The 21,805-nt window shown below is 54.1% G+C and carries 23 protein-coding genes; 14 read left to right on the plus strand and 9 right to left on the minus strand.

Annotation, left to right across the window (positions count from 1 at the left end):
- Positions 1–7 precede the first annotated feature (7 nt).
- From ABID47_RS15065 to ABID47_RS15075, 3 genes are all read left to right on the plus strand, one after another.
- Complete coding sequence (locus tag ABID47_RS15065; protein WP_354497818.1) at positions 8–712, plus strand: DUF4274 domain-containing protein; 705 nt, start codon at positions 8–10, stop codon at positions 710–712.
- Positions 713–780: 68 nt separating this feature from the next.
- A complete protein-coding gene (locus ABID47_RS15070) occupies positions 781–1,350 on the plus strand; it encodes a DUF2625 family protein (RefSeq protein WP_354497820.1) in 570 nt (189 codons plus the stop codon).
- A 109-nt stretch (positions 1,351–1,459) separates the two neighbouring features.
- Positions 1,460–2,260, plus strand: a complete 801-nt coding sequence (locus tag ABID47_RS15075) for a hypothetical protein (RefSeq protein ID WP_354497822.1) — start codon at positions 1,460–1,462, stop codon at positions 2,258–2,260.
- 52 nt (positions 2,261–2,312) lie between these two features.
- Here the strand turns inward: ABID47_RS15075 and ABID47_RS15080 are convergent, their stop codons facing one another.
- The 7 genes from ABID47_RS15080 to ABID47_RS15110 all read right to left on the minus strand — a co-directional run bounded on the left by ABID47_RS15080 (position 2,313) and on the right by ABID47_RS15110 (position 6,913).
- On the minus strand, positions 2,313–2,852 hold the full coding sequence (locus ABID47_RS15080; RefSeq protein ID WP_354497824.1) for a hypothetical protein: 540 nt from the start codon (positions 2,850–2,852) through the stop codon (positions 2,313–2,315).
- A 70-nt stretch (positions 2,853–2,922) separates the two neighbouring features.
- Positions 2,923–3,654 (minus strand): MORN repeat-containing protein, encoded by a 732-nt coding sequence (locus ABID47_RS15085; protein WP_251674866.1) that lies wholly within the window; start codon positions 3,652–3,654, stop codon positions 2,923–2,925.
- Positions 3,655–3,773: 119 nt separating this feature from the next.
- On the minus strand, positions 3,774–3,974 hold the full coding sequence (locus ABID47_RS15090) for a hypothetical protein (protein WP_234489624.1): 201 nt from the start codon (positions 3,972–3,974) through the stop codon (positions 3,774–3,776).
- Positions 3,975–4,156: 182 nt separating this feature from the next.
- Positions 4,157–4,657: a DinB family protein gene (locus ABID47_RS15095; RefSeq protein ID WP_354497827.1), complete on the minus strand. Its 501-nt coding sequence runs from the start codon at positions 4,655–4,657 to the stop codon at positions 4,157–4,159.
- 11 nt (positions 4,658–4,668) lie between these two features.
- A complete protein-coding gene (locus ABID47_RS15100) occupies positions 4,669–5,445 on the minus strand; it encodes an RNA polymerase sigma factor (protein WP_354497829.1) in 777 nt (258 codons plus the stop codon).
- A complete protein-coding gene (locus ABID47_RS15105) occupies positions 5,445–5,867 on the minus strand; it encodes a VOC family protein (protein ID WP_251674872.1) in 423 nt (140 codons plus the stop codon). Before ABID47_RS15105 ends, ABID47_RS15100 begins: the two co-directional genes overlap by 1 nt.
- 209 nt (positions 5,868–6,076) lie before the next feature.
- Positions 6,077–6,913 carry a sulfurtransferase gene (locus tag ABID47_RS15110; RefSeq protein ID WP_145946384.1) on the minus strand — a complete coding sequence of 279 codons (837 nt, stop codon included), beginning with the start codon at positions 6,911–6,913 and terminating at the stop codon, positions 6,077–6,079.
- Between the two features lie 516 nt (positions 6,914–7,429).
- On the opposite strand from ABID47_RS15110, the gene ABID47_RS15115 reads away from it, so the two are divergent.
- From ABID47_RS15115 to ABID47_RS15125, 3 genes are all read left to right on the plus strand, one after another.
- On the plus strand, positions 7,430–8,236 hold the full coding sequence (locus ABID47_RS15115) for a sulfite exporter TauE/SafE family protein (protein ID WP_251674874.1): 807 nt from the start codon (positions 7,430–7,432) through the stop codon (positions 8,234–8,236).
- 42 nt (positions 8,237–8,278) lie between these two features.
- Positions 8,279–9,721, plus strand: a complete 1,443-nt coding sequence (nagZ, locus tag ABID47_RS15120; RefSeq protein WP_354497832.1) for a beta-N-acetylhexosaminidase — start codon at positions 8,279–8,281, stop codon at positions 9,719–9,721.
- Between the two features lie 138 nt (positions 9,722–9,859).
- Positions 9,860–10,276: a hypothetical protein gene (locus ABID47_RS15125; protein WP_354497834.1), complete on the plus strand. Its 417-nt coding sequence runs from the start codon at positions 9,860–9,862 to the stop codon at positions 10,274–10,276.
- A 176-nt stretch (positions 10,277–10,452) separates the two neighbouring features.
- Here ABID47_RS15125 and ABID47_RS15130 read toward each other — a convergent pair whose 3' ends face one another.
- Positions 10,453–11,352: a DMT family transporter gene (locus ABID47_RS15130; RefSeq protein WP_354497836.1), complete on the minus strand. Its 900-nt coding sequence runs from the start codon at positions 11,350–11,352 to the stop codon at positions 10,453–10,455.
- A gap of 142 nt (positions 11,353–11,494) precedes the next feature.
- Between ABID47_RS15130 and ABID47_RS15135 the strand changes: the two genes are divergently transcribed.
- The 6 genes from ABID47_RS15135 (at position 11,495) to ABID47_RS15160 (ending at position 18,946) form a co-directional block, all read left to right on the plus strand.
- Positions 11,495–12,403 carry a LysR family transcriptional regulator gene (locus ABID47_RS15135; protein ID WP_354498767.1) on the plus strand — a complete coding sequence of 303 codons (909 nt, stop codon included), beginning with the start codon at positions 11,495–11,497 and terminating at the stop codon, positions 12,401–12,403.
- A 103-nt stretch (positions 12,404–12,506) separates the two neighbouring features.
- A complete protein-coding gene (locus tag ABID47_RS15140) occupies positions 12,507–14,363 on the plus strand; it encodes an ABC transporter ATP-binding protein (protein WP_354497838.1) in 1,857 nt (618 codons plus the stop codon).
- A gap of 9 nt (positions 14,364–14,372) precedes the next feature.
- The gene (locus tag ABID47_RS15145) at positions 14,373–15,077 is read left to right on the plus strand and encodes a response regulator transcription factor (protein ID WP_354497840.1); all 705 of its coding nucleotides are present in this window, start codon (positions 14,373–14,375) and stop codon (positions 15,075–15,077) included.
- A complete protein-coding gene (locus tag ABID47_RS15150) occupies positions 15,074–16,084 on the plus strand; it encodes a sensor histidine kinase (protein WP_354497842.1) in 1,011 nt (336 codons plus the stop codon). The genes ABID47_RS15145 and ABID47_RS15150 overlap by 4 nt, the downstream gene beginning before the upstream one ends.
- Before the next feature lie 182 nt (positions 16,085–16,266).
- The gene (locus tag ABID47_RS15155; RefSeq protein ID WP_435530625.1) at positions 16,267–17,040 is read left to right on the plus strand and encodes an ABC transporter ATP-binding protein; all 774 of its coding nucleotides are present in this window, start codon (positions 16,267–16,269) and stop codon (positions 17,038–17,040) included.
- A complete protein-coding gene (locus ABID47_RS15160) occupies positions 17,015–18,946 on the plus strand; it encodes an ABC transporter permease (protein ID WP_354497846.1) in 1,932 nt (643 codons plus the stop codon). The genes ABID47_RS15155 and ABID47_RS15160 overlap by 26 nt, the downstream gene beginning before the upstream one ends.
- Positions 18,947–19,101: 155 nt before the next feature.
- On the opposite strand, the gene ABID47_RS15165 is transcribed toward ABID47_RS15160, so the two are convergent.
- Entirely contained in the window at positions 19,102–20,229 is a 1,128-nt protein-coding gene (locus ABID47_RS15165; protein ID WP_354497848.1) for a glycoside hydrolase family 88/105 protein, read from the minus strand.
- A 146-nt stretch (positions 20,230–20,375) separates the two neighbouring features.
- On the opposite strand from ABID47_RS15165, the gene ABID47_RS15170 reads away from it, so the two are divergent.
- Positions 20,376–21,209, plus strand: coding sequence for an AraC family transcriptional regulator (locus ABID47_RS15170; protein ID WP_354497850.1), 834 nt, complete (start codon positions 20,376–20,378; stop codon positions 21,207–21,209).
- A 179-nt stretch (positions 21,210–21,388) separates the two neighbouring features.
- Complete coding sequence (locus ABID47_RS15175; protein ID WP_251674892.1) at positions 21,389–21,802, plus strand: rhodanese-like domain-containing protein; 414 nt, start codon at positions 21,389–21,391, stop codon at positions 21,800–21,802.
- Positions 21,803–21,805 lie beyond the last annotated feature (3 nt).

Raw genomic sequence — 21,805 nt, forward strand, 5'->3', positions numbered from 1 at the left:
CGATCATTTGGAATGGACGGAGGCCAGCAAGAGCAAGGACCTGAAGATAGTCCGGGCGGTGGTGGACCAGCTGGACCCGAACGAGCGGGACGCCCGCGGAAGAACGCCGCTGATGCTTTTTATCACCAACCGGATGCCTGTGGACGGCATTAAGCTGCTGCTCGAGAAAGACGTCGACCTGGAAGCGGAAGACAAGCTGGGCGATACGGCGCTCAAAAAAGCGGTGAAGTTCAAGCAGCCGGAGACGGTCAAGCTGCTGATCGCGAATGGCGCTCAGCTGAATTCTCCGCACGGCATCTTGGGGACGGCCTGGCAGGCGGCAAGAATGGACAAGGCCATGGCCGATTTGCTCGCTGATACGGACGGGGCGGTACGCCTCACGTTGAACGATGAGGAGCAGAGGACCATCGACGGTATTTTGTATGAGGAGTCGCTGGATGAGGTCACTGTCCGGATCCGCGGGTTATCCTCGCCGGTGCTGCTTCATGCCGTGGTGAATGGCTACAACTGGGACGATGGGCCTGATCCGATGATCGCTGCCCTGGAAAATCCGGAGTGTGCCGAGATCACAATGCTGGATATGTATGAGCTGCTGGATGCCGATTACTGGCTTGGCATGGAAGAAGCCGAAGCGGCAGCCTCGGAAGATGGCCGGAAATGGCGCAGGCTTGCCGAAAGCCTGAAAGAGAAAGTAGGCGCGAAGCTCATTTGATTCTGGGGGTGGGACCCAGGCTTGAAGAGATTTCGCTGGCACAGAAGGCTGACGATAGGAGGAGAATGATGGACAAGGTAACGGTTCAGGAGCTGGCCGGTTCCGAACGGGACGCTTGGGACGAAGTTCAGCAGCTGCTGGCTGACGGTTGTAATGAATACAGCATCGTATCCAGTGACCCGGGAGCGGCGGATGACACGCTGTACCGTTTGCAGGTCAGCACCCGGTCATATTTGGGTACCGTCGCGTATCGGACCGGAGGCATCCTGTTTGACCACGGTTGGATCAGGCTGCTCGGCTCGGGAGGTGCCGGAATCTTCGGCAGCCTGACGGACTGGAACGGGCTGAAGGACGACAGCGACCGGACCGCTCTTGAAGGAATGCTCGTCGTCGCATACGATGCAGCCGGAGGCTTTTTTGCGTTGGACACGGGGCGCTTCGGGCAAACCGGTCATGTATATTATTTTGCGCCCGAAACATTGGAGTGGGGATCTACTGAGCTTGCCTACTCCGGTTTTTTGAACTGGCTTGCCGAAGGCGATTTGGGGCTGTTCTATCCGTCGTTCCGATGGGAAGGCTGGCAAGAAGAAATGAGACGGCAAGGTTTTCGCTTATTACCCGCCGCTCTGGGTGCATGAAGGCAGCGGCGAATCGAGCAGCAAGGCACCAGCGCCTGTAACGGAGGCCTGGCAGGCTGCGAGGAGTTCGGGCTGAATTTGTTACTGAACAGGAGGGGGATCCGCCTGCATGGATGCGAAAGCCAAAAAAATATTAACGAATACGTACTGGCAATCGGGAGGCTGGAGACGCGGAAGTCTTATGTTATCGGCTGAGGATTTTGAGTACGCCAAAAGCAAGGGGCTGATGTTCGATCCGCTCACCGTGTCGCATGATGAGCTGATCCGGCGGATCATTCATCTGCATGAGCATAACGTGACGAAGGAGCGGGTGGCTGCTGCGTTTTTGCATAGCCTTTCCACCCGGAAAGTTCATCTGCGCAGCGCTTTATCAAGCTGGATGTTGACCCGCCATTTACCCTCTCATACTTTCCGTATGCGTGTCGCCGATATCCCCCGGTACAGTGAGTGCTTTTTCTGCGATGACGGCATGCTGATGTCCCAAGAGGAATATGCCGGCGAAGACCTGAACGTGCTTAATTTCGAACGGATCAAATGGGGAGGCGTCCGCCACAATTGGCTCGTTTACTGCTGGCTGGATCTGTTATGCCTGAGCCGTGAGGAGGATCCGTTCCCGGTGCGGGAAGAAGACGTGGATATGCTGAAGGGGATGATCCACGGGATTGAGGCCTGTGGTGACAAGGATGCCGCCCGGCAGCTCGAGAAAAGGTGGAAGGACGTGTTCCCCTCCAATTCGCATGAACGGGATCAGGTCATGGAGATCTGGGGTTACGCAGGCATTTTGGAAACCAAAGATTTTTACCGCAAAGAACGGGGACGGGGCACCGATTTCAATTCCGTTGCCTGCTGGCGCGGGGAAGACGGGTATTCTCGGGAGAAACTGGAGTACTTCTTCGGTCCTTATTTATAGCTGTTTTTACAGTGTTTATATCTTATAAAAAGGAGAGCCGCGGGCTCTCCTTTTAGTTTGGTGATTGTTCTGGATGTTGATCGGTTCTCCGTTCCAGAACGGAAGCCTGACCAAGCACAATCCACTGGTTAACTTCGTCATACCCCTTCACAACGGCTTGAACGACGTGCCGCGGGTACATCCAATGCGGCTTTCCGGACAACTTCAGCTCCCCGGTGTCAGCTAATCCTACTGCTCCGGTGTTCGCAAGCGTAATGAGTGTTCCCTGCGGGAAAAAGGCTTCGATGGCGCCCTCGACCCTTTGTCCTACGGGGTGCAGCGTCTTCTGGCGCTGCCACAGCTCGCCCGTGGACTTAAGGGAAGCGGACCAAACCCCCTCGAATTCTTCCTGGGTGATAAAGATCAACCCGGCTTCAGATGTATCGATCGGCTGCTCGGCCAGCATAAAATGATAGTCTCCGTCTTTCCGGTTCGAAGCGATGCGCTTGCCGTCATCCTCGATGACGAGCTGGCGGTAAGCAACACCCTGCGGGTCAATCTCGAAATACCAGGTGCCCATGCCGGGTTCGGGACAATCTTTAATATATTTCATATACTTCTCCTTATCGAATCCATGCCTGGTCATGCAGATTTGAACCGCAATGACGATTATTCGGTCATCCTTATTTCAGGGGGACCTGCCCGGCCAGCCGCTCGAATTGCTCCAGATGCGGGTTCAGCTTTGGCTGAATGCTTTGCAAATATTTGAGGCTAGCTTCGTTTATACGCTGTTCTGCCGCCGTATCCGCAGGGAAGACCGAGTAGCTCTTGTGGATCGTGCCGCTGCGGTACTCTGCGCTGAACAGGCTGCCGCTTTTGAGCGACGCTTTGAGATGGTCAGCGCTTCCCATGATGACGAGCTGTTCCTGCGGCGATTTGTACGCAAAGTAGAAGTCCGGATCGGCCAGGGCATGAATGACATCATATCCGCTCGTCTGCACGCCGCCGCCGAAAGCACCCGTTTGGATTTCATTCGAGCGGACCGCACCATCTTCCTGGATGACTTTGTGGGTCAGCGTGCCGGTGCCGTTCATCCGGTCCTGCTTCCATTCTCCGTTATAAACGACTTTGTGGCTTTCGCCGTCAACGGCGTACTCGTTGATGTACTTCCCTTTGCCTTCGCGCTGGCCGTTCACGAACTCCCCGGAATATTGTTTGCTGTCGCCCCATTTCATCGTTCCCCTGCCGTTAGGCTTGTCACCGCTGACTTCACCGTAATAGGTGGTTGTATCCGAAATTTGCAGCCATTCTTTGGCCGGCGCTGCTTGTACCGAAGGAGAGATGGGCCAGATCGCCGCAGCCGACAGTGCAGCGCTCAGGACAAGGGATACGGAAAGATTTTTAAGTTTGATCAAATCAATACATCCTTTCAACAAGCTATTCTATGATTGCTCACGGTTTATTGGCAATGCTTGGACAACGTTACGTGAGAAACGTTTTATCAGATGTTAGCCCATAAGGTTCTTCACATGGATTAGACCGCATATTTAAACGTGCAGGCATCGCGCACATAAAATTCGTTACCGATTTTCACGATGTAATCGGTGATTTGAACGATCTTCCCGCTGCCGATCATCTCCTGGCCCAAAAAAACGGCAACAGGCGTTTGCTCAATCATCGCGGTATGGAAGTGAATCGGGGAAGTCAGGGGCTGCATAAATCTTCTGCTTTTCATTGCATTTCACCTCTTCCTGTCATTTTACCAAATTTCAGCAAGGAATGGTGTATACAAAACAGTTTCAAACCGCCTGAAATGGTTGATGATCTGGTCGTGAACAAATCAAAACGTAGAAACTAAACGACCGTTCCCCGGTGAATACCGAAAAACGGTCGCAGCTTTGTATCCGATTTGTCGAATCAGGTGAAAAGTCCGCCTAATCGGTCATCAGCTGGAGGCGGGCAGCCCAGTTGCCTTGCCATGGATACGATTTGGCCTTTGTGATGAAATTCGTGAGTCTCCGTATGAGTTAACAGCAGCAAAGGAGTAGGAGCCTTCGGGTAACCCCGCCAGCTTTCGTCCTGCTTGATCGGTTCATTCCAGCGATCGCGATATTCACTTATGAACCGCTGCACGAGTTCATCCGCATCCGTAAATCGTTCACGGACGTACTTCACATCGGCGCGTTCAATATCTGTTATGGAAATATCCCTATGCTCGTTTCTCTTCATAAACGCGAAAGATCCCAACCACCACCGATAGCAGTCAACGACATGAAGATGGGTTCGAATGATCGTTCCACGCCCAAATTCGGGAACGGGTTGATGCAAAATTTGAGGAGGCAGCTCTTCCAAGAACGCAAACATGTTTTGTCTAACGGATCGGATCCAATCGTATTGTTGCTGCAGCATTTCGAGCAACGCAATCACCTCTAGGATTTCGAATGATACTTATCGTCTTGCCATTTCAATTTCTCAGTGATCGTCAATACGTTGCCGTCGGGATCGATGATCGTAAAATAGAGCGAATTGCCGCGCAGCTCGATCCGGTCAACCACCGCGCCATCGTCAATCAACGTCTGATACGAGCGGAATATCGCATAGGGATCCGCACGGCGAAAACCTTCGACCAACGCTTCGAAAACCTCGATGCTCAGTCCGCCACGCGGAGCTGTAAGCACGGAATCATCCCAATATTCGGGATTGCGTTCAACGGTCTTTTTCAGCCTCGTCCTTGCCCGCCTCAGAGCCGCCTTCACCGAACCCTCGGATTGTCCGAACAGCCTTCCCGTTTCCTTTGCGGTAAAGTGAAATACGTCGATCAGCAAAATCAGAACGACCTGTTTGGGTTCGAGCCGATCGGACAGCAGTTCGAGCGCCTCACGGACATCCCACTTACTCCATTCATCATAGGAACCGATTAAATGCTCTTCGAGTGGTCCGACCTGCGGCTCCCATTTGCGGCTGCGGCATATATCCACCCAAGCGTTGGCAGCAATTCGAAACAAAAATGGCTTCGTTATTTCTCTATTCGGGAACCGGGTATACCAACGATAAGCTTTAATAAGCGACTCTTGGAGCAAATCGTCCGCATCCCACGCCGAACCGGCCTTAGCCAGACAATATCGTTTCAGATCGCTTTGCAGCGGAAGCGTCATTTTAGCAAATGTCTCATATCCTGCGTCTGTTAAGTGATCTCCCTGCGTCACTATTGCTGCTTCCTTATATTATTCTTGTGAGTAAAATACGGCGTTTGCCCCGTTTCTTCCACAATATCCACGGGATTTCCGTCCAGATCGAATGCTTTGAAAAACCTGTACCCATCCTCTTCGTGGATTTCGCTTAATTCCGCTCCTTTCGCCTTAAGCTGGCTATACGAATGGTTAATATCATACGAAGTGAAATTGAAGTATGGCATCATTTCTTTACCGGTATCAAATTGGACAGGCTGCGGTTTTTCCACTTTCCATAACAAAACCAAGGTTTGGCCGTTAGGGAAGGCGAGCCCGACCCGATCATCGGTCTTTTCAATCGTCTCCAGACCGAACATTCGAACGTACCATTCCTCTGAACGTGTAATGTCGGTCACCGGAATAAAAATGCCGGATACATAAGCGATGATTTTTTCCAAAGATAAGCACTCTCCTTTAACCTGATTTTCAATCTAATAACGATAAAAATCCATAATAAGATACGGGGTAGCGAAGAGTCTTTTTAAATTTTAGCCCGGCTTATGGATTGCAGCTTACTGCCGGAGAACGCCAAAGAGGGCCGCAACAGCCTGCCCATCGGCAACCTGTCACAGCCCCCAAACCCGCGTCCGACACGGCTTCCCGGCTTTTACTCTTCCCCCGTAGCAATCGGATTTTCGCTGTACGAAATCCAGTCGCTCCAGCTGCCGGCGTACAGCCGGACATCCGGGTATCCGAGCTCGGTCAAGGCAAGGACATTCGGACAGGCCGACACGCCTGAACCGCAGTAGACGATAATTTCATGGTCCTTCGGCACGTCCTTATAGTACTCTTTGAGCTCATCGAGGGATTTCCATTCCCCGTTGTCCTGCAGGACGCCCTTCCAAAACTTGTTCTTGGCGCCGGGAATATGGCCAGCGGTATGGTCGATCGTCTCGTTCAGACCCAGGTATCGGGAGGATTCACGGGAATCCAGGATAACGATCGATGGATCCTTCATCGCCTGGCGGACGTCTTCCAGGTTTACGAGCATTTCAGGATGCACATCAGCCGTGAAGGTTGTGGGGACCCGAACCGGCTGGTCCTTGCTGACGGGGTAGCCTGCATCCTTCCATGCACTGAAGCCTTCGTTCATGACGAACACCGTCTCATGACCCATGTAGCTCAGCAGCCACCACAGACGCGAAGCGTACAGCCCGCCTTGATCGTCATAAGCGATGACCCGGGTTTCCCGGTTGATGCCGACTTTTCCCAGCTTTGCGGCAAGCTGGCCGGTATCGGGTAGGGGATGGCGGCCGCCATGCTCACTGACAGAGGAAGACAAATCCTTTTCCAAGTCAAGGAATACCGCTCCAGGAATATGGCTCTCCTCATAGGAAATCCTTCCGGCATCGGGCTGTCCCAACATGAACCGGCAGTCGACGATCGTCACGTCGGGCTCGTACATCCGGGCAAGCACCCAAGCTTTGTTCACTAGTACGCTCAATAAAAACACCGCCTTAATTCGATGATAATATCTTGAATGGAATATTGTTCTATTATACCAGCGGGGCGGGGGGTTGTCTCTCCAATCGGTTTCTTCGGCAAGGTCAAGTGTGTTATGATAAACGCGCTGCGGACAAGCCGCCGCAAAATAAAAAAACGGCCGGGTCACCCCGCATGGGGGAGATATCCAGCCGTCATCATTAGAGCCTGAAATGTAGGCAATTCATCATTTATGGTAAACGATTCTCACATGGAGATGGGTGTAAATCTCTTCCGTATAATGGTCATTCGGACAGCTCTTGATGACGCGCAGGTGATCCTTGCTCGAAATCAAAGGCTCGGAGCATGAAGGGCAGCGGTCTACAAACAAGCTTTTTAATTTCGCAAACAAGCTTATTCACCATCCTATTCCCATTGATTTACTTGGGTTTATTATAAACGCTAATATTACATTCGTATAGTGTTAATTTTGAGTTTTTTGCTGCGAACTATTCAGTCATCCAGAGGTGTGTAGTAGATGGATTTAGCAGGACATATCGTTATGTTTATCATCGGGCTGGCAGGATCCTTTTTTTCAGGCCTGCTGGGCATCGGCGGAGCCATTATCAATTACCCGCTGCTGCTCTATGTGCCGGGACTCTTTGGCGTGGAGACGTTCAGCCCGCGGCAGGTTTCCTCGATCAGCATGATCCAGGTATTTTTCTCTTCCCTGGCAGGCATGCTGGCTTTTCTCAGACAGAGCAAAAAAGAAAAGCCGCTGATGCACAAAGGGCTGATCATGAATATGGGGGCGAGTATTCTGATCGGCAGCTTGGTAGGCAGCCTGGGCTCGGCTTATCTGCCCAGTGCAAGCATCAATATTATTTACGGGGTGCTGGCCGTGATTGCTGCCGTCTTGATGATGATCCCCGGCCGTGGCACCCAGGGGGAAGTGCAGCTGGCATCGGTGCAGTATAACCCGTGGATCTCCGCGGTTTCCGCCTTGATGGTGGGCGTTGTCTCCGGGATTGTCGGTGCCGGAGGTTCCTTTATTCTGATTCCGATCATGCTGACCATGCTGCGGATTCCGGTGCGGGTGACGGTGGCTTCCTCACTGGCGATCGTGTTTATCTCAGCCATCGGCGGCGTATCCGGGAAAATAGCCGGCGGGCATATCCCACTGTGGCCCACCTTGTTTACCGTGCTCGGGAGCATCCTTGGCGCACCGGTGGGGACGATGGTCAGCCGCCACCTCAACGTCAAGTCGTTGAGAATCGCCCTCGCCGTCCTGATCGCAGCCACCGCCGTAAAAATTTGGTGGGGCATTATTACAGCAGGCATATAAGGTGAATCCTAAGCATGTATATTTCTGTGCCCGAGGTTAAAGATGAACAAACAGGAAGATCATACCGAGAAAAAGAAGGGTGTGAAGGCTTTGTATAGACTGCTTCGAATCAGCTTGGCATGCGTGATGTCGATCATGCTCGCATCCGGCTGCTCTTTAAATCACGGAGGGAATAACGCATCTGGACAAACGGGTGCAAACGGACAACATGACGCAACGGGGCAAGAGGGGACCGCCGGAGGGAACGGTGAGCCGAATTCTTCTGCGAATCAAGGCGGAGATTCGTCCAATCCCCCAGAGAGCACGTCCAATGGAGACGGAGGCAGCGGCAAGGATACGGGTCCAGACGGATCGAATCCGGGTGACACAAATACAACAGCGGACGATCCGGTCCTTAAGCAGCTGAACCAGCTGACGACCGAAGAGAAGATCGGCCAGCTCGTGCTGGTGGGTATGGACGGGACCGCCACAAGTGCAGAGACCCGCGAGCTCGTGCAGAAGTATTATGTCGGCGGATTTATTTTCTACAAAAACAATATTGACAGCACGAAGCAGGCGCTGAGCCTGTTCAACGGCCTCAAAAAAGACAACCAGGACAATCCCGTTCCGCTGTGGATGAGCGTGGACGAGGAAGGCGGACGGGTGTCCCGGATGCCGGATGAATTCGTCGACATGCCGACAAACCTCGCTATCGGAAGGAAGAACAGCACGGAGTTATCCCATGGCATCGGGCAGATCCTCGGCCGGGAGCTGGCCGGATTCGGGCTGAACATGGATTTTGCGCCGGTGCTGGACGTCAACAGCAATCCGGACAATCCCGTGATCGGGGACCGTTCCTTCGGTGATGACGCCGAACGGGTTGCCAGGCTCGGTAGAGCTACGATGGAGGGAATCCGTGAGGAGCATGTGGTGCCGGTCGTGAAGCATTTCCCGGGGCATGGCGATACGTCCGTTGACTCCCACATCGGTCTGCCTGTCGTGAACCATGACCTGGCGAGATTGCGGAAGCTCGAGCTCGTGCCGTTCCAGGCGGCGGTGAAGGACCAGGCGGATGTCGTCATGATCGCGCATCTGCTTATGCCGAAGCTGGATCCGGACCACCCGGCCTCCTTCTCCAAAACCGTCATTACGGACCTGCTCCGCAAAGAGCTTGGGTTCAAAGGGGTCGTCATCTCGGACGACATGACGATGGGGGCAATCGATAAAAATTACAGCATCGGCAAGGCATCGGTCGGGGCCATCCTTGCGGGCGGGAACATCATTCTCATCGGGCATGATTATGCCAAGGAGAAGGAGGCCATCCAGGCACTGAAGGACGCAGTAAAAAACGGGACGATCTCCGAAGAAGTGCTCAATGACCGGGTATACGCCGTTCTTAAGCTGAAGAGGGCTTATGGACTTACCGACAAACCGGCAAATGGGCCGGATGTGGACCGGATCAATAAGGACGCCCGCAGCCTTCTGGGCAAATACGGCTTGAAATAGAATCAATCACCGCATGCTAGGAAAGGATGAAGCCTGAGCTACTGTGTCAGAGTAGAAGAATTGTTGAGTCAATAGCACGGGGCTTCAATGACAAGCTTGGCATATACTATTCTATCTTCAGGGAAAGGAATGAGAGATATGCCAACATTTGATAGCATGCAGGTGACGGGAAATGCAACGATTGAGCAGGACATGCAGGTTAACGGTAATGCCACCATCGGAACGGATATGCAGGTGAACGGCAATGAAACGGTCATGCAAAATTTTAACGTGATGGGGAACGAGACGATAGCTGGCTCCTTGCAGGTGAACGGCAGCCAAACGGTATCCGGCAATATCGGTGCCGGCAGTACGGTTAGCGCGTTGTTTCGTATGGTCACGCAGTCCCAATCGACTGTGCCGGCAGGAGGTTTTACCTCGCAGCAGGTCCGTTTCTATCCGGCGATCTTGCCGGGCCAGCCAGGGCTTGTGCTCAAGGGCACGGACGGTAATAACTACGTGATGTTCGTTGACGTTTCGAGCGGAACGCCTACACTTGCGCTGATGCGTGCGTAAAACTGAGGTATAAGCTGCCAGTGTGGCTTGGGACCGGGTTCATATGTAAATGAATAAAAGGCGCCGTCTCTGATGAGAGGGGCGCCTTTTTTGTAATATCAGAAAGTACAACCTCCAGAGCCATGGCTTCCTGATATTGCAAGAAAAATACTTTTGCTAAAGTATGTACGGACATTTCATCCGGCAGCCTCGCGGCGCGGCTGCTTCTTCCGGCCCAGCAGTCTGCTGACGTTAAGCTCGGACAGGGCTACGCCGAGCAGAACGAGACCGGCGCCTGCATATCCTTGGACGGACAGCGTTTCGTTCATGAACAGCAGGCCAAAGACGGCGGCCACGACCGGCTCCAGCGCAAAAATGAGGCCTGCTTGGGTTGCGGTCGTATACTGCTGAGCCATGGTCTGTAGGATAAAGCCAAGCGCGCTGCACACGAGGCTGAGCGCCAGCACCGCCACCCAGCCGGAGATGCTGCCGGGCAGGCGCGGGGTCTCCCACAGCACCGTGAAGACGAGCCCGAACGCCCCGGCAAAGCCGAGCTGCCAAATGCCGATGCAGAGCGGATCCGGCGATGTTTTGGCTGCACGGCCCGTCAGCATCATGTGGACGGCGAACAGCAGGGCCCCAAGGATGCACCACAGGTCTCCGAAGCCGATGCCGGACTGGGGCCGCAGCGTGAGCAGACCGATCCCGGTCATCGCCAGCAGAACGCCCAGGACGAGCCGCTTGCTTGGCATGCTTTTACCGAATACGGCCGACAGAACCGGCACGAAGATGACCGTCAGGCTCATCAAAAAGCCCGCATTGGATGTGGACGTTCCTTGAAGCCCAAGCATAATGGAGGCAAACACGCCGAACAGGATGAAGCCTAAAAGCGAGGCATGTTTCAATACAGAGGCGTCCGTATTGCGGCGAAGCCGGCCTGCGAAGAGGCCGCCGGCGGCGATGAACGCCAGCCCGAACCGGAGGGCGATCAGGTTGAAGGGCTGAACCGAATCCAGCCCCATTTTCATGAACAGATAGGAAGAGCCCCAAAAAAGGGTGACGATCATAATCACGACATTTGCTTTAAAAGGTTTCATGGAATGTGAGACCCTGCCTTTACACGATCAAACTTGAACAACAGCTTTCGCCTGATCCAGTATACGTGGTATCTTTGAATAAGAAAATTGAATGTTTTGAATGTGAAGTATGAATGAATTTAATGAAAAAAGGGTGGCGAAGGTGAGCCTGTTTAAGTATGAAGTGTTTCATAAAGTGGTAGAGCTTGGCAGCCTGACAAGGGCTTCCGAGGCGCTGGGTTTGACCCAGTCCGGTGTCAGCCATGCCGTTCACAGTCTGGAAACGGAGTTCGGCTTTTCGATCCTTACGCGAAACCGTTCCGGCGTCCGTCTGACCGATAACGGGGAACGCGTGCTTGCATTCGTACGGGAAATGCTGCAGGTGCAGGAGCGGCTGAAGCAGGAAGTGGCGGCCATTAACGGGCTGGAAACCGGCACGATCCGGATCGGAACCTTTACCAGCATTTCGGTGCAGTGGCTCCCGGGGATTATCCGCGATTTCCTGGCCAGCCATCCCCGGATCGAAGTGAACTTGTATGAAGGGGACTACCATGAGATCGAGGAATGGCTGCTCAGCGGTGAAATTGACTTCGGGTTTGTGTCGATGCCCACCCTCGATTCGTTTGAGGTCATCCCGTTAAAGCTGGACCGGATGCTGTGCATCCTTCCCCCGGGCCATCGCCTGGAAAAAGAGCCCTGCATACGGTTTGGCGACATTGCCAACGAGCCCTTCATCATGCCGAAGGAAGGCAGCGATTACGATGTTCGGCGGGTATTGCGCAAAGGCAGGATCAAACCGCCGGTCAAGTTCCGGGCAGCCGACGATTATGCGATCGTGGCCATGGTGGAGAACGGACTTGGCATCAGCATTTTACCGGAAATGATCCTGCGGGGCAGGCGGAACGAGGTGGTAGCACTGGAGCTGGAGGACGGAAGCTGCCGGTCGCTGGGGATCGCCTTGAACGCGACGAGGAACGTCTCTCCGGCCACGCGGAAAATGATCGATTGCGCCCGAAGCTGGCTCGCCGATGAAGCGCGGGCGGGAGGAGCGAAACCCGCAAGGGGGGAGTAACGTATACACGGGTGGACGCGCCTGAATTTGACAAGAACGACCCGGGCGGTATAACTATAGAAAATGGATCTGGACCATATCATGTAAAGGAAGCGGTGTTACGATGACGGAACATCAATCTGCAATCGGCGGGGCTTCGAAAGAAGCGGCCGCCCCCAAAGGAGACTGGAAGGCGTTCATCCGCCTCGTCATGCAGACGAGGCCGTCGAAATGGCTGCTCGCTGTGGCTTCGGTGCTGAGCGTCATTTCCACGCTGGTCAGCCTGATCGTCCCGTATTTTACGAAAAATCTGGTGGACAGCTTCTCTGTGGAGTCGATCCGTCCGGAGCAGATCGTGCTGCTGGTCGTGACGTTTGTCCTGCAGGCGATTGCCGGCGGCGTCTCGATCTACTTGCTGAACCGGCTGGGGCAGGAGGTGGTGGCCAAGCTCCGCGACAGGCTGTGGAAGAAGCTGTTGACGCTCACCATCCCTTACTATGACAATAACCGGACCGGGGATACCGTGAGCCGGATGACCAATGATACCGCGGTGCTGAAATCGCTCGTATCCGAGCATGTGACCGGATTTTTTAACGGCATCATCTCTATGATCGGTTCGATCATCATTCTGCTGCTGATGGACTGGCAGATGACGCTGATCATGCTCGCCGCCATCCCGGTGGCTTCGGCGGTGCTGGTGCCGCTCGGCCGGACAATGCTGAATATTTCACGGAAAATGCAGGATGAGACCGCCTCGTTCACAGCGGTGCTGAACCAGGTGCTGTCCGAGATCAGGCTGGTCAAAGCCTCGAACGCCGAAGACCGCGAAGAGCGTGTTGGGCGGAGTTCCATTGAGAGCCTGCTGTCGCTCGGCATCCGCGAGGGCAAAGTGCAGGCGTTCATCGGCCCGGTCATTTCGCTGGTCATGATGGGCCTGCTGGTCGTCATTATCGGATACGGCGGCATGCGCGTATCCAGCGGGGCGCTGACCGCCGGGGAGCTCGTGGCATTTATTCTGTACCTGTTCCAAATTGTCATGCCGGTGAACCAGATTACGGCTTTTTTCACGCAGCTGCAAAAATCCGTGGGGGCGACAGAACGCATCGTCTCCATTCTGGAGGATGAGCAGGAGGACGTGCTGCAGGGCCGCACACTGACCGACGCGGCTCAGCCCATCGAAGCGGAAAACTTGACGTTTGCCTACAGTGGTGATGGCGAGGGCGTGCTGCACGGACTTAACTTCACGCTGGAGCCCGGCAAGGTGACGGCCGTGGTCGGACCGAGCGGAGGCGGGAAAACGACGCTGTTCTCCCTGATCGAGCGCTTCTACAAGCCGACCGGAGGCACCATCCGTATCGGCGGGGAAAATATCGAATCTTTCTCGCTGCATTCCTGGCGCAGCCGGATCGGATATGTACCGCAGGAGAGCCCGATCATTTCCGGCACGATCCGCGACAATATTTGTTACGGGCTGGACCGGAAAGTGACGGACGAGGAGGTGGAACGGGCGGCGCATATGGCGTATGCCGATATTTTTATTCATGAGCTGCCGGACGGATATGACACGGAAGTCGGCGAACGCGGGGTGAAGCTGTCCGGCGGCCAGCGCCAGCGGATTTCGATCGCCCGGGCGCTGCTGCGGGACCCGCAAATTTTGATGATGGACGAGGCTACTTCGAGCCTCGACAGCAAGTCGGAGGTGTTCGTCCAGAAGGCGCTCGACAACTTGATGAAGGGCCGGACGACGCTGGTTATCGCCCACCGGCTGTCGACCGTCGTTGATGCGGATCAGATCCTGTTCATCGAGAAGGGCCGCATTACAGGAAGCGGGACGCACCAGGAGCTGTTCGAATCGCATGCCATGTACCGCGAGTTTGCCATGCAGCAGCTGCGCATCGGCGAAGACTCGCAGGCAGGGGAACTGCCTGAGCCGGCATCCGAGCCTGCCCTGAATCTTCCGCCGTCGGCGGAAAGGAAATGAGGTATTGTTTTGTTTCGTATATTCATTATCGAAGATGACGCCAAAATCTCCTCCATGCTGAAGGCGCATGTGGAGAAATACGGGTATGAGGCGGCGGTGTTGGAGGATTTCGACCGGGTGATGGAACGGTTTGAATCTTTCCAGCCGCATATCGTTCTGCTGGACGTCAATCTTCCGAAGTTTGACGGCTTTTATTGGTGCCGGCAGATCCGGCATGTGTCCACATGCCCGGTGCTGTTCATTTCGGCGCGCGACAGTGAAATGGACCAGGTGATGGCGCTGGAGAACGGGGCGGACGATTATATAACGAAGCCTTTTGCTTATGAAGTGGTGATGGCCAAAATCCGCAGCAGCCTTCGCCGTGCCTACGGCTCTTACTCCGGCAGGCAGGAGGAGCGTAAAGTAGAGGAGCCGGGCGGACTGACGCTGTATCCGGAACGGTTTATTCTGTCATCGGCCGGCGCCAGTGTAGAGCTGACGCAGAAGGAATCGATGCTGATTGAAGCGTTGATGAACCGGGCCGGCCGTGTCGTCAGCCGCAACCGCCTGCTGGATCTGCTGTGGGAAGATCATCACTTTGTCGATGACAACACGCTGAACGTCTATATGACCCGGCTGCGCAAGAAGCTGAAGGAGCTGGACATGGAGGAGCGGATCGAAACGGTGCGCGGAGCCGGCTATGTGCTCCGTACCATGGGAGAGGAGACGCCGTGAGGCTGTTTTTGAAAGAGCACATCCCGCTTCTGATCGTATACCTCGTGCAGATCATCCTGGTCGGAACGCTGTTTTGGCTGGGATCGGATACGCATTCCGTCTCCATCTCCCTGTACAGCGCCGTCCTGATTACGGTTCTACTAACCGTTTATTTAACCTACAGGTATCTGAGCCACCGCCGCTTATACCAGCGGTTGTCGGAGCCGGCCGGGACGCTGGATCAATCCCAGAACGAAATCGGGGAGACCCCGCTCGCCGATGCGCTGCATGAGCTGCTGGAGAATCAATTTCAGCTGTATCAGAATGAGCTCTATGATACGAGGCAGCGGCTTGCGCTTCACACAGCTTTTATCAACCGGTGGGTGCACCAAATGAAGACGCCGATCTCGGTCATCCAGCTGACCCTGCAGGATATGGATTTGGACGACGACGAGGTGGAGGGCAGCCTTCAGGAGGAGCTGGACAAGCTGCGCAAGGGATTGGAGATGGCACTGCATACATCCCGGCTGGACCGGTTTGAGCATGACTTTCGGGTCGATGCCATTCCGCTCCGGTCCGCCGTCCAGGAGGCTGTGGCCGACAACCGGCGCTGGTTTATCCGCAATCGTCTTGTACCGGACATCCGGATCGATGAGGAGCTGGCCGTCTACTCGGACGCCAAATGGTTTCATTTCATGCTGGGTCAAGTCATCACGAATGCTGTCACGTACTCGGCCGGCCGCGGTGAGCGCGTAGTGTTTGCGGCCAGCCGCCGCGAAGCCGAAACGGTTCTGGAAATCACGGATCAAGGTGTGGGCATCCGGCCCGAGGATTTGGGGCGGGTATTTGAGCCTTATTACACGGGAAGTACGGGCCGGAACTACCACGAATCGACGGGAATGGGTCTGTACCTGGTCCGTGAGGTGTGCAGCCGGCTCGGTCACCGCGTAGAAATCGATTCTGCGCCCGAACAGGGTACGACGGTAAGGTTCGTTTTTGATGCGCGGCCGGTACGGCTGCCTGTCTAACAATCGCAGAGGGAGGGAGGGCGCTTTGATGAAATGTCATGGCGTCCTTTTTTGCGGTGCGGGACACCGAACATATCCTTACGAAGGTTTAAGATTGGCGTAAGACGAATCCATAGTTTCGGCTGCGGGTGATGCTTTACAGTAGAGGTATCACAGAAGACAGACAAGAAAGGAGCATTCCTGTGACGGATATTTTGAAAGTGACCGGCTTGAGCAAAGTCTATCCGGGCAAAGTAACCACCCGCGCATTAACGAATATTCAGCTGACGATCAAGCAAGGCGAATTTGTCGGCATTATGGGGCCCTCGGGAAGCGGCAAAACGACGCTGCTGAACATGGTGTCGACGATCGATGCGCCAAGCTCCGGGGAGGTGCTGATCAACGGGCAGAATCCCCACAAGCTGAAGAAGAAGGAACTGGCGGGATTCCGCCGGCGCCAGCTGGGCTTTGTTTTCCAGGACTTCAACCTGCTGGATACCCTTACCGTGGCCGAAAATATCGTGCTTCCGCTGACGCTGGACCGGGTGAAGCTGCCGGATATTGAAGCGCGGCTAACGCAGATTGCAGACAAGCTTGGCATTACCGATATTTTAAACAAACGCACCTATGAGATTTCCGGTGGACAGCGGCAGCGTGCCGCCATCGCGCGGGCGATCATCCCTTCGCCGTCCCTGCTGCTCGCCGATGAGCCGACAGGGGCGCTGGATTCCGCATCCTCCCGCAACGTGATGGAGACGATGGAGAAGCTGAATATCGCCGACCGCGTGACGATGATGCTGGTAACGCATGACCCCCAGGCCGCAAGCTACTGCCACCGGGTGGTTTTCATTAAGGACGGCGAGCTGTCGGGAGAAATTCACCGGGGAGAGAGCCGTCAGGCCTTTTTCCAAAAGATCATCGAGATGCTGTCTTTCCTGGGAGGTAACGCACATGAGCTTTCCTCAATTCGCGTTTAACAACGTCAAGCGCAACGCCAGGGCTTATTTCGCTTACTACCTCAGCAGCAGCTTTATGGTGATGGTGTTTTTTACGTATGCCTTGTTTATTTTCCATCCGGACATCAACAAGACCGAGCTCGGACACACCACGATGCTGGTCATGCTGATTATGGAGTACATCATTTACATTTTTTCATTTCTGTTTGTGCTCTACTCGATCGGGGCTTTTCTGAAGGCAAGAAACAAGGAATTCGGCATCCTGACGATTCTGGGGGCGGAGCAGGGCCAGATCAGCCGCTTAGTCTTCATCGAAAATATGATCATCGGCGCATCGTCTATCGTGACCGGGATCGGCAGCGGCCTCATTCTGTCCAAGCTGTTTCTGCTGCTGAGCGCAAAGGTAGTGGGCATGGAGAAGCTGGGGCTGTACCTTCCGGTCAAAGCGGTGCTGCTGACGGTAGCCGCGTTCGCCCTGCTGTTCATCGCGATTTCGGCGTTTACGCTGATCCTGATCCGCCGCAATCACGTCCTGCATCTGCTGCAGGGGTCGAATCGGCCGAAAACCGAGCCAAAGGCGTCCATCCTGATTTCCTTATTCGGGATCGCCCTTCTGGCCGCCGGCTATATGTCACTCCGGGTGAATCTCGTTCTCGCGGCCGTGACCGGGATTGCGGGGACGTATTTCTTTTTCACACAAATTACCGTGCTCGTCATGCGTCTCTTGAAGCGAAGCCGCAGGTGGGTGTGGAAGGGGACGAACCTGATCTGGATTTCGGAAATGGCCTATAAAATGAAAGACAATGCGAGAGTGCTGTTCATGGTGACGGTCGTCACCGCTATTTCCTGTATGAGTGTCGCGTTCGTGATGTCCATCAACGAGACGAATAAAGATAATTACAGGGCGAATCCGTATGCCATCCGGCTGTTGGTGTATGATGACACAAGCTTGAAGGGTGATTTGGCGCTGATCGAGCAATCGCTGAGCCGTCAAGGCATTACTTTTCAGACGATTCGTACGGAGCAATATTTTAGCGTGGTGGAAGATAGAACCTCTTCAGTCTCGGTTATGCCGCAGTCCATGTACAATCAACTGGCAGAAGCCGTCGGTGCGCCGAAGGTCGGCAAGCTGGATTACCATCAGGCGGTGCATGTCATTCCTGCCTCGGAGGTATCCAGGGAGCGTCCGGATTGGTACGACCTCAGGAAGATTACGCTGCGGGATACGAAAGCCGAGCTGGACATCACCGATACGATCAAGCCTGCCGTGAACGTGTCGCCTACACTCTCGGATATGCTGATCATTTCGGATGATGAATATCAGGCGAACAAGAAGCTTCTGTCCTCTGAGCCGAAATCTAACCGAATCCAGGGCAGCGTTGTGTATATCATTCCCGAATGGTCGACAGGAACCGTTCCTGCGGAGGGAGATCCCGAAATCAGCATCGGCATGAAGCTGAAGCAGGAGGGAATCGACCGGGTAATGGATGACAAGACACATAATATTATCAACTCCAGAGGAGGGGATTTCTACTCGCTGAGGCAGTCCTTTGCGATGATGAGCTTTGCCGGTATTTTCATTACGGCGGTTCTGTCCATTTCCTCCGCGAGCTTCCTGTATTTCAAACTCCACCATGAATTGACGCAGGACCAGCGGATGTACCAGTCGATGTCCAAAATCGGCCTGAAAATCCAGGAAATGAGCCGCGCCGCAACGCTGCAGATCGCCGCGCTGTTCTTCGTCCCGATCGTGGTGTCGGTCATACAGACGCTCGTCGTGCTGAATGCCGTCCGTAAAGACTTTGGGGTCGGGGAAGTGAATTCGTCCGTTCTGATCGCTTCGATCGCTTTTGTTATCGTCCAGATGGTGTACTTTCTGATCGTACGCTCGCGCTACGTTCACAAGCTCAAGCGTGTGATGGTGTAAAATGAAGAAAACCGTCTCCCTTCCGGTATATCCGGTGTGGAGGCGGTTTTTTTCTTAAACTCGAAGTCCGGAAAATCATAGCTGAGCTGAGGTCCGTACCAAGTAAACGGACTCAAACGATTTGGGCGCGGGCTCGGCTTGCTGCGGGTGAGCCCTCAGTCTGCTTGCTTTGCCAAGTTCATTTCCGTGCACATCAGAATAAAAGCGCCGGCGCCGTGGAGGTCGTTCTCGCTCGTAGGACGGGCAATGTAGTGGGCGTAGTCCCCAATGCCTGTGCCGATGCAGATTTGACCGATGATCACGCGGCCGTTCTCGTCAAATTTCAGCGTGTCGATAACGCCCTGGTATCCTTTCCAGGCATACTCCAGATAACTTTCGTCCAAATATCCGAACCGCACCGCTTTGGCAATGGCGTGTACATAAAGGGCAGTACAGGAACTTTCCAGCCAGTTGTCCGGGCGGTCGCCCTTGTCGACAACCTGGTACCATAAGCCTGAGGCGGGATCCTGGTATTTCGGCAAAGCCGCGAGCAGATCCTGCAGGATGACCGTTAGCTCAGCTTTGTCTTTATGATCCTCTGGCAGGTGTTCGAACATTTCCAGCAGGGCAACGGGATACCAGCCAATGGCGCGTCCCCAGAACTCCGGAGCGAGCCCCGTTTCCGGATCGGCCCAGGACGCTTCTTTGGTTTCATCCCAACCGTGGTACATGAGTCCGGTATTGGGGTCCTTGGTTTTCTTCGACATCAGGATTGCCTGATAAGCCATCATGTCAAAGTATTCGCTGTCGCCGAACGTCCTTCCGAACTGAACGGCGATCGGTCCAGCCATGTATAAGCCGTCCAGCCACATTTGATTCGGGCAGTGCCCCTTGTGCCAGAATCCGCCCGACGGGTTGGTTCTCCACGATTTCAGCAGCGGTACAAGCGTGTGCAGCGCTTGTTTGTAGCGTTCGTCCCCCGTTTGTTCAAACAGGTTGAAGAGAAGCACGCCAGGCTGGATGTCATCGAGCTCGTCGGGGTTGTACTTTTTGATGCTTCCGTCGGCGAGAATCTGACTGTCCACCCAACGTTTAATGTAGTCAAAATACTGATCTTTACCGGTTTGCCTCCAGCATTTCTCCATGCCCGACAGAAAGACCCCCTGGTGATAATGGAAACGGTCCGGCGGAAGCTGTTCGGGTTCGAATTTGGCCATTAATGCTTCGCAGGCTTGTTCGGCCCATTGAATGGGCGTTCTTTCCTCCTGCAGCTGCTGTTTGGATTGAAGTTCTGACGTGTTCACGGTTTCATTCCTCCTCTTTGTGTTTATGCCTAGATTAGCACAGGAAAATGTACGGTTTTTGCTGGAATGCGCAAATTCTTCTTATATCTTGCGCCAATTCGGAAGGAGCGTATAATATAGGCAAACCGGTGGGGGGGTGGATTAAAATGGGTGAAGTTAACTATGAAAACGCAGAGGGGACCTTCTCGGTGTCCTACCGGAAGGCGTTAAGCCATCATATGCCGTCCAGCCATTTTCACAGTACATACGAAGTTTATTATTTGATGTCAGGCAGTCGCGAATTTTTCATTAAGGACCGGACGATGGTGGTCAGCGAAGGGGATGTCGTCATCGTTCCTCCCAACATTCTGCATCGGACGACCAATGCGGCGATGCCCAGGCATGAACGTCTCGTCGTCAACATTCATGAATGCTTTATGGCACTGAACGGCGCCTATAAGGACATATTGCAGCCGCTGTTCGATCAGGAATACGTTATTGTCAAAAACTCTCCGTATAGCCGTTCCTCCGTTGAGACGATTTCACGGGGCATTATCCAGGAGGTGCAGGACCAGCGACCGGGCTTCGACATGTACGCACAAGCCCTGGTGCTGCAGCTGCTCATCCTTTGCTGCAGGCATGCGGGCCAAGCTCTCCCGGAGAGACCGGAAGCGCCAAGCCCCATGCATGAACGGATCTCGGAAGTCGTCCATTATATCAACCAGCATTATATGCAGGATCTGTCGCTTCATGGGTTAGCGGAGAGATTTTACACCAGCCCATATTATTTGAGCAGGTTTTTTAAGGTTGCTACAGGTTTTACCTTTGTAGAGTATGTGAACAGCGTCAGAATCAAGGAAGCCAAACATCTGCTCGAGCAGACGACTTTGAAGGTGAATCTTATTGCCAGGAAGGTGGGTTTCGGGAGCGTTACGCATTTTGGCCGCGTGTTCAAATCGGTTACGGGACATGCGCCTCTATATTATAGAAAGGGAAAATAGTCAGGATCCTGCATTGACAATTTCCTCCCCGGAGTTATAATCAAATTTGTTAATGACTTATAGAAAATGTTAATGGATGCTTGTCCGATTAGCGCCTTTTGCTGTATGGCGGCACTATGCTGCTGTGAAGCGGCTAAGGACATGATCCCTCGCTACAATATAACCAGGGAGGAAAGCGGATGATTTGGTTGTTGCTGGCAGCCGTTATCGTCATTGGAGTATGGCTGCTCCGGAATATCCTGCCTGTCCATGGTCTTACGCCCATCCATCCCGACGATTTGAAGGTCATCGCCAGGGATCAGGAAGACATCAAAATGCTGGACGTGAGAGATCCGGTGGATTATTTGCGGGAGCATGAGAACGGTACGGTCAATATTTCGCTCGGCCGGCTGCCGTATCTGTGGAAAAAGGAGCTCTCCACCTCCGAGCCGGTTGTGATTCTGGGCGGCAGCAGTCGGCAGAGCAAACAGGCGGCCCGATTCTTGAAACGGGTCGGCTTTCGTCAGCTGTATATCGTCAAGGATGAGCCGGGTCGGAAAAACCGTCAGGGCCAGACTGGGACGGCAGTATGCTGCTCCGATTGCTGCCGCTGATAG

The sequence above is a fragment of the Paenibacillus favisporus genome (genome assembly GCF_040545415.1).
Lineage (GTDB): Bacteria > Bacillota > Bacilli > Paenibacillales > Paenibacillaceae > Paenibacillus_AQ > Paenibacillus_AQ favisporus.